This window comes from Pseudomonas mucoides (assembly GCF_015461845.1).
GTDB classification, from domain to species: Bacteria; Pseudomonadota; Gammaproteobacteria; order Pseudomonadales; family Pseudomonadaceae; genus Aquipseudomonas; species Aquipseudomonas mucoides.
In genome coordinates, this window is sequence record NZ_JACOPW010000001.1 from 537,636 (window position 1) to 550,816 (window position 13,181).

Below are 13,181 nucleotides of genomic sequence, written 5' to 3' on the forward strand. Positions count from 1 at the left end.
CGAGCTAACGACCTCCTAACGTCGACACCCTATTGCATCAATCTCGCTGATTCAGTCTCGCGCCACTCAGAAAGCACTGTCAGATCTGGATGCGCGGGCTGTCGGTGTTTTGTCGTAGCACTGCGATTGCCGGCTTATCAGTGTCCAAGCCTTCCGTGAGGCTGCCCTGGCTGCAGTGGATTGGTTGCGAGGGATGGATTCGAACCATCGACCTTCGGGATATGAGCCCGACAAGCTGACCGCTGCTCTACCACGCATCTGAAACGAAAAAGCCCCGCACGATGGCGAGGCTTAGTAGGAGGATACTCAATGAAAGTGCTTGAATTCGTACTTGGCGACGTTCGCTCTCATGTCATCAAGCAGGTCATGGCCTCGCCATGTGAGCGAGATCAAAGTATCCACGCCTGAGGCGTCCACGGTGCTCTCCACGAATGCTTCCTTGACGATGAGCTGGAGTGCATGGGTCGCCTGCTCCTTTTTGACCTGGTCATGAGTGTCGTGACCATACACTACGTTCAGAGCATGCTCTTGAAGAATTCCTTTTCTATTTGCCTGCTCGACTTGCTCAAGAAGTGCCTTGATGTAATTCCAATTCCGCTTCATATGTAAATTCCCTCTGCCGTTTCAGGTCAAATGAGAATAGTCAGGGAATGGAGCCCCCATAAAAAAACCCGACGCAGTGGCCGGGTTCAGGGTGTCGTGTGCGTTTCGCGCTACTTATGCAGTCGAATCAAGTCGAGCACCTTCTCGACGTCCACACGAAACCTTAAATCCCTCCCCCTTAAACGTCAGCGCCATTCGCTGAATGAGTCGCTCAGATAGCAGGCGGGAGATTGTTGGTGCCGGCGATGAGCGGGGCATTCATAAAGGCATCCCAGCATTTATAGGCTTCGTGCTGCCTCTTGTTTGCAGCATCCCACTCGGGACCTGAAACACACCTAGATGAAACCAGCGTCATCATTCCCATGGTGGCAGCGTCAAGTTCTAATAGAAGCTGGTGCGACTCAAATCTGAAGTCGTCAATAGAAGCCATTGCCTTTCTCCTGGGCGGAACTCACCGCCATTGAGAAACAGCCGCTCCTCGAACGGTCGAGTACGGTCACCTCAGATAATTCATACAGTCTGACCACTGGTCAGCTTTATCCCTCTCCTTCAAAAGCCAGCCGCTATGGAGGCAAAGGACAGGTATTGCCCATGGAAAACAAAAATCCAGGCCCTGACCATCTCCGATACGACGATACGATCGGACCGGAAGGCCTGACAGTCACGCTCCAAAAATGGGTGGCTTACGCCGAAACCGATAAGTGCTGGTACTTGTCGAGCGAGTCGGCAGCTGACATCGTTCGAAACATGCTTGCCCATCAGGGGAAAGGACTGAATGAGGATGCCCGCAGACGGCTTTTGGCAGTGGCAGAAGCGGACGAAGGCGGCGCCATTGAGATCGACTACTACCGGCCCGGAGCAATCGGTGACGAGGTGTGGATCGCGCATTACGATGTCCGGGCGGCCATGGGTGGCGGGCAGATCCCGCACGACTATCCCGAGATGTTCCAGGACGTACGTGTCAGCCCACAACATTTACGCGAGATGGGTGTTGAGTTCAAAGAGCATTCCCACTTGAAGATGGTGACAGGCTGGGGGCAGTCGATGGCCGAGGAACAGCAGGAACCAACGGCGGAGTCGCTGAAACAGAAGAAAAAACGGGCCAAGAAAGCGGAGGACGATGCGAAGAAAGGTGTTGGTGTCTTCAAGGTTGAGGTCGCCGGCGTGTTCATGCCCGACCTCAAGCGCCTGATGAAAGAACACGGCTCAACAACCAGCAGGAGGTGTATCAGAACCTGCTGCGCAATGTGATCGCCGCCGACTTCGATACCGCCGCCCAGATGCTCCGCTGTGTCACGACACCGTATGAGCCAAGTGAAAAGGTGTCGCAGGAGTTCCGCAAAGAAAGTCTGCGGACTCTTCGCGACTCGCACGGGGAGCCTGAAGATTCTATTGTAGAGCCGTATTTATAAAGCACAGCTCGAGAGATTAAAAATCAATACTCTAGTATTTGTTCTGCCAGACCAATTCGCGCCCTCCTCGGCACCAACGCACAAAGATTATGTTGCGCCATAAATGGTCTTAAGCTCTTTCCTTTATCGCTGATGGCATACATCAACAAACACTCAACCTCCTCCGGCGAAAGAAGTGACTTAAAGATCGATATATATTGAGATGAGCCCACTGATTTTGGTCTCGAGCGGCTATCTACATACTTAAGAATTTCTTCTAGAGTGGCAAAGTAATGCACTATCCTATTGCCATACTGCTCCATAAACCTATTGCAATAGTCACTCACTTGCTTTTGTTGATACTGCGTACCTCCTAAAGCGCGCGGAATGTTCTGATCGATGCCGTCATCCACCCTATCCAAATTATATGATCTAATTATGAGCTCGAATGTTGTTCCATTTCCGGCGTCCTCCGCCCTTACTGGCGCCTTCACTCGATCAACGTTTTTAAGATGAAGCTGAATAAGCCCAAAGAAAACAGATTCAAAACTTTGTTGCTGGAAAACTTGAGTTTGCTCGGTTTGCATTGCGATAGCAGCACTTGCCTCTTTTCTTGCAGCGGCTACTTCTTCAGATTGAGATCTCAAGCTAAGGACTACTGCAATCAAAGCACAGAAACTTAGCAGCGGATTCAAAACACCGCCAAAGTAGTCACCAAACTGGCCCCAAACAGCCTGATCAGTTGATCGTATCGCTGGAAAGCTTACAAAATAATTAATAAGAACAGCAGCCATCAAAACGATTGCCGTGCCGATTATAATTTTAAGCCTATTTACAGAAATGCAGCGACTTATCAAGCGAATCGTTTTGCGTGTCCTTCTACTCATGCTGCCCCCCATTACAAAGCTGAAATATTATCACTCTTCATCTGCTCGCTGCTGCATCCGGTCATGGCGCGTGGCACAGGCGACATGAGATTTCAAATCTAAAATTTGCTCGGGCATTTGAAGAGTTGAATGCTCGCACTACTCAGTTTTGGAAAGCTACCCAGTACATACAGAGTCTGCACTTGATTTTTCTGCGCTATGAACCCTTCACAGCTATATCCGCATGACGCACTTGTCGTGAAGCAAACATTCTCACCAGTCAGCTCGTAGAGGTTGTGCGGCCACGACAAGCAATCGTATTTACCCCCAATGGGGCAAGTTACCTGCTGAATATCGCCAGCGGCGAGAATTTGCGACCCTGGAAGACTTTGTATTTCGCCGTAGGCAAATACCTCGCTACCGGATACAACGAAACACATCGCGAACAACAGCTTCAAAAATTTCATCACGGCTCCTTGATCCGGCTCCATGCCGGGCTGAACACAAATACTCCACTTCTACGCTGCAAGCCAGTTTTGCGAAGCTTTGTCGTGCACAGCTTCACACGCCCTCACCTATCGCGCGTAGGAATTAAAGCAAGCTAAGCTCTCGCTTCAATGCGAAAAGTTTTTCAATTTCGAGAACGCGGCCTTCCACAAAGTTTTTATAAATCGACTCGTTCTCATCCCCGCGCTCTAGCGAAGCCTTCTTTAAAAGATCAGAATTCATTAGGTCAATAGCAAGCCCTACGAATGTTTCACAAGTTTGATCACCCGGCCTTGTGGTTTTCCCCCAGGTGACTGTTACGGCATACAACGCTGGAATCATAACATCCACAATCTTTAGCACCTCTGGCGCCAAATCCTTAAGAGAGCCGTTCCTTCTAGCCTCTGCAACGATGTCCCAAAAGTCTGGATCGACAGACAAATAATCAGCATCGAATGAAAAATTGCCACTTACGAATGACTTGGCTCGCAACAGCAATCGAAGTAGTTCAACCCGAGTCCTCTTAAGCGCTTCTATTTGTTTTAATGCGTCATTTTTTATCTCTTTTAGTTTCACCACGCTCCCCGCTATTGTGAACTCCTGCACTTCCTGACCAAAACATAGAACTAAGGCTATTACAGCGAATGCAATTACGAATGCTACAAATTCGGTGCCTGAAAATTTGCCTTGTTGAAGTAAGCAGTAAGCGAGCCACACCGCTCCAGCAAAAAGAGCGGTACCGGTGATACCCAGAAAAATTCTCATCCGCCATCTCCATACTAACGATCAGGCCACTATAGCCGGCGAGGATCCCCTATGCCCGACAATCACATTGATGAAAAGAAACTCGAGCGAGCCATCCGCAAGATCAAGCACTGTCTGGCATTAGCGGAAAGCTCAAACGAGAATGAAGCCGCTACCGCTCTTCGACAAGCTCAGGCATTGATGCGCGAGTACCGCCTCACCGAGATGGATGTGAAACTCAGCGACGTTGGCGAGGTCGAGTCTCAACTCTCCCGCACCGAACGACTGCCTGCATGGGACCGACACCTATCCGCAGCTGTTGCTGAGGTGTTCGGGTGCACGTCGTTGCGCACCCGCAAGTGGTGCACGCTCAAAAATCGTGTGATCGAACGCGCGTCCTTTGTCGGCGTTACACCGGCTCAGCACATTGCGCTCTACGCCTATCAGGCGCTGCTGACAAAACTAACCCTGGCTCGCAAGGAGTACGCCGCCGGAGTACGCGCGGGCAAGCATCGAAGCTCCTACACAGCCGAGACAGCTGGTGATCACTTCGCGCTAGCGTGGGTCGGGCAGGTCTACGGAAAGTTGCGGGCTCTGGTTCCCCAAGGCGAGGACGATGACGCGGCTGCAGCAAGTGAGGGCCGTGACCTTGTGACCGTTCAAACCCAGGACAAGGCGCACATTGCCGAATACCTATCCAGCAAAAACGTCGGTAAATCCCGTAAGACTCCGCAGACAGAGCTCGACATGAACGCACAGATCGCGGGCATGCTCGCCGGGCGAAGTGTTGACCTGAACATCGGCCTTGCGCGAGCAGGCGACGACTTGCTCGCGCTTTCCGCCACCGCCTGATCCGACAACCTCCAACGACTCCACCGCCCGGGCATGACCCGGCATAGGACGCCCCATGCCCACAGAAAACAACCTCGCTGAGCCGGCACCGAGCCTGGCGACCGGCCATTACCTGGACGCCGCGACCTGGGCCGACTTCGTCCAGCGCCTGCGTTACGACTGCAAAGGGAAGCGAGTCCACGATCACTGCACTGCTGATGCAATCTTCATTGTTGAGGCCCGCCGCATCGTCTCCGGGCTGGACATGGATTACACCGACAAGCGCCTTGTGTATTGGGACAGCGGTGAGTCGGTGGCCTATTCGGTCAAGGAGTACTGGGACGGTCTGTCCAGCTACCAGAAAAGCCAGCTCAATAAAAAGATGCAGGCTTGGTCTGAGTGCCAGTTCATGAAGGCCGATGAGTCGGATCAGTGGTACGTGCTCGGCGAACTGGAAGAACACACCGTCACCGGCTGGGACGATCGCTGGGAATACGTCAACGCCCACTTCACCCACGCCGCCGCCGAAGCATTCATCCGGCGCAAGAAGCACGACTACCGCGACGGGATGCGGGTCTACGTCGATTCGCAGTACTACGCCTGGGAGTTCAACGCCATCAAGGAAGCGATACTCGACGGCACGCTGACCTACACGCCGAAGGAGGCCACATGATCAATCTCTTCTGGCGCCTGGTCGCCAAGCTGCTTGCGCGCCCGGCCGTTGCCGCCTGGCTAATCGCCCGCACCCAGCGCACGCCTTACCTGCACATCATGTCCGCCGACGGCACCGAGATGTACATGGGCCGCTGGTGGCTGTTCAACCCCTACTCCCGCACCACGCACAAGCCGGCGCTCTGGTGGTTCCCGTGGTCGTTCCGCATCCACCACATCATGCGGCCGGACGAAGACCGGGATCTGCATGACCACCCGTGGAACGCCAGGACGATCATCCTGCGCGGCTTCTATAAGGAGCAGCGCCGCCACAGCAGACACGGCGACATCGATTACTGGCGCGAATCCGGCGACACCGCCAGCCTGAACCACGGCGAGTACCACCAGATCGACGAGGTATCGCCCGGCGGCGTCATCACCCTGTTCATCACCAGCAAATGGTGCGGTGAATGGGGCTTTCTCGTAAACGGCGTGAAGGTGGATTGGCGCACCTAAACGGGTAGCGATGACTGACTGAGTTCATGAAGTAAGTTCGCCGAGCAAAACTCTGCTCTGTTTTTCCATATCTACATAAGCGCTTTCAATTTTAACCGTATGCGTGCGAAGTATGTTTTGCAGGCCAAGTATTCGAGCTGCCTCATCACTTTTCTCCAACCCCATACTATTGCCAAAAGCTGTTTCTATCAGAGCATCTTTAGCAACCCTAACCATTTGATTTATAGCGGTGGGAGAATACCCAAAGCTCTCCAACTCACTTTTTGAAAGGAACACCGTCATTACATCCCAGGCTTTCCCAAATTCAGAAGCGTGATCGAACCACTTCCGTTGAATTTCGTCGGGGTAGTTATTTGCTAGTGCCCTATCATTGCGCGATAAAATGTACGCGGAAAAGTGATTCGACAAGCTCGACAAATAAATGAGCGGATGCGATGCCTCATGTAAAAAAGCCCTTACAAAGATGACTGCATCATATTTCTTCTGAAGCTGAAACTGCGCTTTCCACGAGTTCATTGCTACTACCGCAGTGATAGCAGCACCAACCGTTGCGAGACTCGATATGCCACCTAGAAAACTCACCAAACCAACTTGACCATCTTTCGTAAAAATGAAACCGAAGATGCATCCCGAAGCAAACAATAACAAACAGTAGGTTAGGAGCAACCATCGTTCGAAAAAGACACGTCCCATATGAACAGCCTCTTAATTTGGCAATGTCGAGAATACCTATATGCTTGGAATAAAAGAAAGCCCAATCCTATTCTCTGCCCCTATGGTCCGCGCCATCCTGGAAGACCGAAAGACGGTCACCCGGCGGGCAGTGAAAGGTGCTGGCCTGAAATGGCTGTCTGACTTCCCCCCCGAGTACGTCGAAGACTCTGCGAATGCGCTCTGCCCGCACGGTAAGCCCGGCGACCGGCTGTGGGTGCGCGAGACCTGGGGTCGCACCTATAACGTAAACGGTCAGGACGACTGGCCGGGCCGCCCGCACATTGCGCGTGAAGGCGATGAGATGGTGACAATTTACCGGGCTTACGGTCCGTGGTCTTGGTGTGATGACGATGGGGTCGGATCCGATCGCAGCTACTGGAAGCCGAGCATCCACATGTTCCGCCGCGACAGCCGCATCCTTCTGGAGATAACCGACGTCCGCGTGGAGCGGCTGCAAGACATCAGCGACGAGCAAGCAATCGCCGAGGGATGTTTCTTCACCGACTACGGTCGCAAGTGCGGTCACTCCGGAACAGGCTGGACTGATGTCGGCACTTGCCCGGCACCAGAGTCCACCCACCAGCAGCTAGACGGCTGGATGTGGGACAAGACCACCAGCCATGAACAATGCCTGGGCGCGCCACGCTGGGCGTTCGCCAATCTCTGGAATTCAACCGGCAGCAACTGGGATTCAAACCCTTGGGTCTGGGCAGTTTCGTTCAAGCAGGTGACGCCATGATCGCCCTCGCTTGGTTCGCCTACGTGTACTGCTATAAGGGGCCGCGACGCGGATCGCGGCCGCCTGGCTAGACAGTGCTGCTCAGATGGAGGTTTTCCGCGACACAGGGCCAGCCGCTTAATCAGCCTGGTGTGCTACTTGCGTTTGCTTTTATCGCCTTCTTTCTGAGCAGGAGTTCGATCATCTCCCTTATTAGACCGATGATCATGCCCACCCGTGTCCTTTTGGCGGCCGCTATCGATCACACCTTTGCTGGTTCCTGTATCTGAAGGCCCGAAAAGTCCCATGTAGTGCTCCTTGCTCTCAAAAGTTCTGATTAGCCGGCTTGCTGCCGGGATTAATCAAATACCTCATTTTAAATAGTTTCGCCACCCCGACAAGTCGGCGACTTTCTGGAGCACCCAATGAAACGAGAGCTGATCAAAATCAGTGAGTTCCAGCGCAGGCGCTGGGGCGAGAATGGAACGCCGCAGTGCTCGCAGGCGATCCGCAACCATATCCGTAACGGGATGGTGCCCGGCGAACAGATCGGGAAACTTTGGTACGTTGACTGGACCGCGTTCAATCGGTCGAACGGCAACGACCTGGTCGCGATGGTATTGAAAGGAGCTGCATGATGGTCCCACGGCCGCGCAACAAGGCGAACAAGAGCCTCCCGCAGAACCTGTATTTCGATTCGCGGCGCTCGACTTATCGCTACCGGCGGCCAACCGACGGGAAGTGGTTTCAGTTCGGAACCGATCGCATCAAAGCTATCGATGCAGCGAAGCAACTGAATCTGGAGTTCATGCGCGGGGCTGACCTGATCGGCGCTGTGATGGGCAGCTCATCAAAATCATTTGCCAGCTTCCTCGACACTTACGAACGCGATGTTTTGCCACCGCGCGAGCTGGCCAAAGGAACACTGGGCCTCTACGCCGTGCACTTCCGGCGCTTCCGCAAGCAATTCGAGGGCAAGTCCGTCGATCAAATAACCATTCGCATGGTCGCGGAGATGCTGGACGCGCTAACTCCGCGCACGGCGAACCAGTGCCGGGCGCTACTGATCGACATCTTCAATCACGCAGCGTCCAAAGGCCTGTACCCGGACAACCCGGCGGCGAGCACCATCAACCGGATCGAGAAGAAGCAGCGCAAACGCCACACGGTAGAAGGACTAAAAGCTACTCGGGAGAAGTCGCCGGCTTGGCGGCAGAACGCAATCGACCTAGCGTTGATCACTGCCCAGCGTCGGACAGACATCCTCGATGTGCGTTTTGATGGAAGTCGGGAGGGTTACCGGTACGTGGTGCAGAAGAAGACGGCCAAAGCCAGTGACGCGGCATGGATACGATTTCTGATAACGCCGGAGTTGCAGGCGGTCATCAGCCGATGCCGCGACGATGTCGTATCGCCCTACCTGGTGCACCGAAAGCCCGAGCGCCGGAAACAGAAACAGGCACAGATCAAGGATCACTGGACAAAGGTTGAGGAGAGGTATTTGACGCGAGCATTCAAGGAGGCCAGGGAGGCGGCGAACTGCTACGCGGGATAGAAGGAAGAAGAGATGCCGGGCTTCCACGAAGTGCGAGCGCTGTCGCTGCACCTGTACAAGAAGGCCGGAAAGGATGGTCAGAAAATTGCTGGCCATGCGAGCGAGGGCATGACCAGAAACTACCCGCGGGACCACGAGGAAATCGTCTGGTCCGAAGCAATTCCGGACCTGAATATCAGCGAAATCACCGGGTGGCTTTGCGCCAGTTTTGCGCGGGTTTTGCGCAGACACAAAAAAGCCGATCTATCTGATCGGCTCAAGTGTCTGATTTTACTCAGGAATAATGGTCGGGACGGAGTGATTCGAACACTCGACCCCTAGCACCCCATCTCCTTTTTCATACTTCTTGAAAGATTCCAAAATTTTACTCTGGATTTTTCTAAGCTAGTATTTACTTGAGCTCCAGCGGTGTTCTGCTCTACGAGAGTCCAGGAACGTCCATCAAGAGCCGACGTTTTTGTGGGGGTAAAAGTAGGGGGAGTCCATTTCATGGCCAAAATCACCATCAAAGAACTTGAGTCGCTGACCGTCAATGATGCCGGCCGGATCCTCCGCGAGGATGGTAATCTCGCCGGTCGAATCTCAGTCCGCAAGGACGGCGTGTCAGTCAGCTTTTTCTACCGTTATCGCTGGGGCAATCAAAACAAAGAGTACGCCTGCGGAACCTGGCCGCGCAAATCCCTGACGGACATCCGCAAGGCCCGCAACCAGGCCCGGGCGCTCATTGATGAGCAGATCAATCCCAGCGAGCAAAAGAAAACCGCCAAGGCCCAGGCATACGCCGCTACTAACGTAGAGGCTGAACAAGTAAAAACGACGAAGGTGAAAACGCTGACCGTCCAGGATCTGGCCAGCGCGTGGCTGCTGGATGGCGTAGCGCGGAAAGATGGCAATGCTGAATTGCAACGACGCTTTAACAAGGACCTTTATCCGGCACTCGGCAAGACCGCGGTGAGCAGCGTCTCCGAACACGATGTTCGGGCGCTGATCCGCGCCGTGGTCAACCGCGGCGCTCACCGGCAAGCCATCAGTTTCTTCGCCGACCTCACTCAGATGTTCAGCTGGGCCAGAAAACGTCAGCCCTGGCGGGCCTTATTGATCGAGGGCGATCCGACGGAACTGGTCGACATCTCCCCTCTGATCCCAGCCGACTACGAGGCCGAAAGAAGCCGCATCCTTTCACCGGCTGAGCTGTTGGAACTGCACAACCGCTTCCAGCAAATGACTGCCGATTACAACGCCCTGCCCGCCGGGCAAAAATACGACGGCATACGGCCGCTAAAGAAAGAAACCCAACTCGCACTCTGGATCAGCCTGGGTACGCTGTGCCGGATTGGCGAGTTGCTCCAGGCCGAATGGAAAAATGTCGATCTTGACCGGCAGACCTGGTTCCTCCCCAGTGAAAACGTCAAAGGCACCCGGGGCAAGAAACAGGACCACCATGTGTTCCTCTCGCCATTTGCCCTGCATTTCTTTCAGGAACTCAAGACGCTGACGGGAAACTCTGAATGGTGCTTTCCCAACAAGCAGGATGATGGGCATGTGGATGTGAAAGTGGTGAGCAAACAGGTCGGCGATCGTCAGGCTCGGTTCAAAAACCGTAAGGCCCTCTCTAGACGGCGTCATGACGATACCCTGGTGCTTGCTGACGGCCAGAACGGTGACTGGACCCCGCATGACCTGCGCCGTACCGGCGCGACCATGATGCAGGCCTTGGGGGTCAGCCTGGACGTCATCGATCGCTGCCAAAATCATGTGTTGGCCGGCTCTAGGGTGAGGCGTCATTACCTGCATCACGACTATGCCGAAGAGAAGAAAAGCGCCTGGAACCTGTTGGGCGATCGGCTCAGTGCCGTTCTTTCCTCAACCTACGAGCATCCTCCGGTCGAGTCGATGATGTCCTTTCCAGACTACGCAGCCGCAGAGACTTTGCCGTCGTCATAAGTCGAATTCTTATAACGCTGAACTCCTTGTAGTTATGTATATATCGCTGAGAGCTCGGTTCGGGTCGATTCCGACCCGACATGACACGCAGCAATCGGCCAATAGCGGTATAGCTGGTTCTGTTATTTTCCCGCTGACAGATCGTCGGAGAGCTTACTTGCACGTCAGTTATGTGAAACAGAGGTATGCTATTAAACAACTAACACTAATCGCGTATACGCCCCTTCCGCCATAGGCAGAGCACTACCAGAAACCCGCCCATCGACATCAGTGCTGCACAGAGAAATATCGCAGCAAAACCAAAACCTGACGCAACCAGGCCCATCACCGGACCGGCCATCCCCACTGCAATATCGAAGAATAATGAAAGGGCGCTGAGCGCCGAGTTACGGTTCGCGGCCGGAGTGCTAGCCAAAGTCTCCACCCCAAGCCCCGGATAGACCCATGACACCCCTATCCCGGTTAACGCCCCGCCGGCAATGGCCAGCGCAGGCGAAGGCGCGAGCCATATCAGCAGCATGCCCAATGTCTGCACAAGCAGGCAGCCGCCCACCACTTTGTACCCTCTGAATCGCTGCAGTATTCCTGGCGACGACAATCGGGCAACGATAAAACCTGCGCCGAAACCACTTAAGCAATAGGCGGCGTAATCCCAGCCGAGACTATCGAAATACAGTGCGACGAACGCCGTAAGCCCGCCAAATCCCACCGAGCTGCAAACCAGGACCAGGCCATTGGGCATGACGGCGAACAGGACTCGGTGAAATGCCAGACGGGCGCCTGCAACCAATGGCGCTGGGCGCTTGCCCAGAGCCAAAAGCAGGAACGCCAAGCCAAGCAACACGGTGCACAACCCCACACTGGCGATACCCATCGAATTGCGCAGCAGCACACCCAGTGGCGCGCCAACAGCCGTGCCGCCGTAAGCCGCTATTCCGTTCCACGACATGACCTGTGCCGCCCGCGGGGCACCACATAACCCGATGGCCCAGGTGCAGCAGGGCGTGGAGATCATGGCCGTGGACGCCCCCAACACCAGCCTCCCCAGCAGTAATAGCGTCAGGGTCAACCAGGGTTGGGTGGGCAGGATAATGGCGAGCGCCGTCAGGGCGCCGCTCAACATCAAGCCACTGAACCCGCACACAACCGCGTATTTGGCACCCAGGCGATCGGCCACACCACCGGCCAAGGGGCGGGCCAGGAGCGTCGCCAGGTATTGCGAGCTGATAACCACGCCGGCGAAAACCGAGGTCAGGCCCAGGTCATTGAGGACATAGCCCGGCAACACCGCAAGCGGCAAACCACTGCATATGTACGAGATAAAGTTGAAGCTGATAATGGACAGGATCAACCAATCGCTGCGGATTGCCTTGCCGTTGCTACGGATTGAAACACCGATATCGCTCATCACTCATGCCGCTCTATACCTCGTATGACATCCGCCAGTAGCTGCGGGTGTGATACGAACGGCTCGTGCGCCGTATCTATCTCGATAACCACGCCCGCGCCAGCACGTTGCGCAAAACGGCGTTGCCAGTCGACGGGCAGGATGTTGTCGCGCAGTGTGATGATGTAACTCGCCGGAATCATTCCCAGGTATCCCGCACGACTGATGGAGTCTGTCGCCACACAGAGTGGCGTCGTGTCCTGGCTCGCTTCGCTTAACAACCAACTCATGGTTTGCTCACTCAAGTCCTGACCGAACATGGCCACCGCCAGCGCTTGAGGGGTTGTGTGCGCGGGGTCCAGCGGCCAGCCGACATGTTCCGGGCTTTCGCCATGCAGCGTTGTGCCAAGTAACTCCAGAATCGATTGGCCTTCACTGGGCAATGCGCAGGCCAGGTAAACCAGCTGCGAATATAGTTGCGGAGCAGCCAACACCATCATTGGCAGCACGACCCCCGCAATGGAATGCCCAAGCAACACGGCCTGGTTCACACCGAGTGCACGCAGGTCGTCATTAAGCTCCTTGACCACATCGTCGAGCCGCAGGGACGCAACATCTCGACCGCGCTTCTTGCCGCACCCAGGCATATCCAGAGTGATCACTCGTTTGAAACATCCGGGTTGTTGGTTTAACGCCTCCACAAAAGGCTTCCAACACCACGAGCCATGGTTGCCGCCATGCAGCAATACTAAATCAGTCATGCGCACACTCCTTG

General features: G+C 54.6%; 14 protein-coding genes, 1 tRNA gene and 1 pseudogene. 8 read left to right on the forward strand and 8 right to left on the reverse strand.

The window, feature by feature from the left end; translation table 11 throughout:
* Window positions 1-181 precede the first annotated feature (181 nt).
* From H8F22_RS02565 to H8F22_RS02575, 3 genes are all read right to left on the reverse strand, one after another.
* Window positions 182-257, reverse strand: a tRNA-Met gene (locus H8F22_RS02565).
* 49 nt (window positions 258-306) lie between these two features.
* Entirely contained in the window at window positions 307-603 is a 297-nt protein-coding gene (locus H8F22_RS02570; protein ID WP_194939739.1) for a DUF2513 domain-containing protein, read from the reverse strand.
* A gap of 211 nt (window positions 604-814) precedes the next feature.
* Entirely contained in the window at window positions 815-1,033 is a 219-nt protein-coding gene (locus H8F22_RS02575) for a hypothetical protein (protein WP_027921477.1), read from the reverse strand.
* A 161-nt stretch (window positions 1,034-1,194) separates the two neighbouring features.
* Between H8F22_RS02575 and H8F22_RS32505 the strand changes: the two genes are divergently transcribed.
* On the forward strand, window positions 1,195-1,854 hold the full coding sequence (locus tag H8F22_RS32505) for a hypothetical protein (RefSeq protein WP_228758652.1): 660 nt from the start codon (window positions 1,195-1,197) through the stop codon (window positions 1,852-1,854).
* Window positions 1,855-2,038: 184 nt separating this feature from the next.
* Here H8F22_RS32505 and H8F22_RS02590 read toward each other — a convergent pair whose 3' ends face one another.
* Together H8F22_RS02590 and H8F22_RS02595 are read right to left on the reverse strand one after the other, a co-directional pair.
* Window positions 2,039-2,881 carry a putative phage abortive infection protein gene (locus H8F22_RS02590; RefSeq protein WP_194939740.1) on the reverse strand — a complete coding sequence of 281 codons (843 nt, stop codon included), beginning with the start codon at window positions 2,879-2,881 and terminating at the stop codon, window positions 2,039-2,041.
* Window positions 2,882-3,451: 570 nt separating this feature from the next.
* Window positions 3,452-4,111 carry a hypothetical protein gene (locus H8F22_RS02595; protein WP_194939741.1) on the reverse strand — a complete coding sequence of 220 codons (660 nt, stop codon included), beginning with the start codon at window positions 4,109-4,111 and terminating at the stop codon, window positions 3,452-3,454.
* Window positions 4,112-4,162: 51 nt separating this feature from the next.
* Here H8F22_RS02595 and H8F22_RS02600 point away from each other — a divergent pair, with 51 nt between their 5' ends.
* The 3 genes from H8F22_RS02600 to H8F22_RS02610 are packed head-to-tail and all read left to right on the forward strand — an operon-like array spanning window position 4,163 to window position 6,088.
* On the forward strand, window positions 4,163-4,942 hold the full coding sequence (locus H8F22_RS02600) for a DUF2786 domain-containing protein (protein ID WP_194939742.1): 780 nt from the start codon (window positions 4,163-4,165) through the stop codon (window positions 4,940-4,942).
* Between the two features lie 55 nt (window positions 4,943-4,997).
* Window positions 4,998-5,594: a hypothetical protein gene (locus tag H8F22_RS02605; protein ID WP_194939743.1), complete on the forward strand. Its 597-nt coding sequence runs from the start codon at window positions 4,998-5,000 to the stop codon at window positions 5,592-5,594.
* Complete coding sequence (locus tag H8F22_RS02610; RefSeq protein ID WP_194939744.1) at window positions 5,591-6,088, forward strand: hypothetical protein; 498 nt, start codon at window positions 5,591-5,593, stop codon at window positions 6,086-6,088. The genes H8F22_RS02605 and H8F22_RS02610 overlap by 4 nt, the downstream gene beginning before the upstream one ends.
* 24 nt (window positions 6,089-6,112) lie before the next feature.
* Here H8F22_RS02610 and H8F22_RS02615 read toward each other — a convergent pair whose 3' ends face one another.
* Window positions 6,113-6,781: a hypothetical protein gene (locus tag H8F22_RS02615; RefSeq protein WP_194939745.1), complete on the reverse strand. Its 669-nt coding sequence runs from the start codon at window positions 6,779-6,781 to the stop codon at window positions 6,113-6,115.
* 40 nt (window positions 6,782-6,821) lie between these two features.
* Here H8F22_RS02615 and H8F22_RS02620 point away from each other — a divergent pair, with 40 nt between their 5' ends.
* From H8F22_RS02620 to H8F22_RS02635, 4 genes and pseudogenes are all read left to right on the forward strand, one after another.
* Complete coding sequence (locus H8F22_RS02620; RefSeq protein WP_194939746.1) at window positions 6,822-7,541, forward strand: hypothetical protein; 720 nt, start codon at window positions 6,822-6,824, stop codon at window positions 7,539-7,541.
* 404 nt (window positions 7,542-7,945) lie between these two features.
* Complete coding sequence (locus H8F22_RS02625; protein ID WP_194939747.1) at window positions 7,946-8,158, forward strand: hypothetical protein; 213 nt, start codon at window positions 7,946-7,948, stop codon at window positions 8,156-8,158.
* Window positions 8,158-9,267: pseudogene (locus H8F22_RS02630) on the forward strand (phage integrase Arm DNA-binding domain-containing protein); the annotation flags it as partial. The gene H8F22_RS02625 and the pseudogene H8F22_RS02630, both read left to right, overlap by 1 nt.
* A gap of 297 nt (window positions 9,268-9,564) precedes the next feature.
* Complete coding sequence (locus tag H8F22_RS02635) at window positions 9,565-11,019, forward strand: tyrosine-type recombinase/integrase (protein WP_057005066.1); 1,455 nt, start codon at window positions 9,565-9,567, stop codon at window positions 11,017-11,019.
* A gap of 205 nt (window positions 11,020-11,224) precedes the next feature.
* On the opposite strand, the gene H8F22_RS02640 is transcribed toward H8F22_RS02635, so the two are convergent.
* Together H8F22_RS02640 and H8F22_RS02645 are read right to left on the reverse strand one after the other, a co-directional pair.
* The gene (locus H8F22_RS02640; protein ID WP_057005065.1) at window positions 11,225-12,427 is read right to left on the reverse strand and encodes an MFS transporter; all 1,203 of its coding nucleotides are present in this window, start codon (window positions 12,425-12,427) and stop codon (window positions 11,225-11,227) included.
* On the reverse strand, window positions 12,427-13,167 hold the full coding sequence (locus tag H8F22_RS02645) for an alpha/beta fold hydrolase (RefSeq protein ID WP_194939748.1): 741 nt from the start codon (window positions 13,165-13,167) through the stop codon (window positions 12,427-12,429). The genes H8F22_RS02640 and H8F22_RS02645 overlap by 1 nt, the downstream gene beginning before the upstream one ends.
* Window positions 13,168-13,181: the final 14 nt, after the last annotated feature.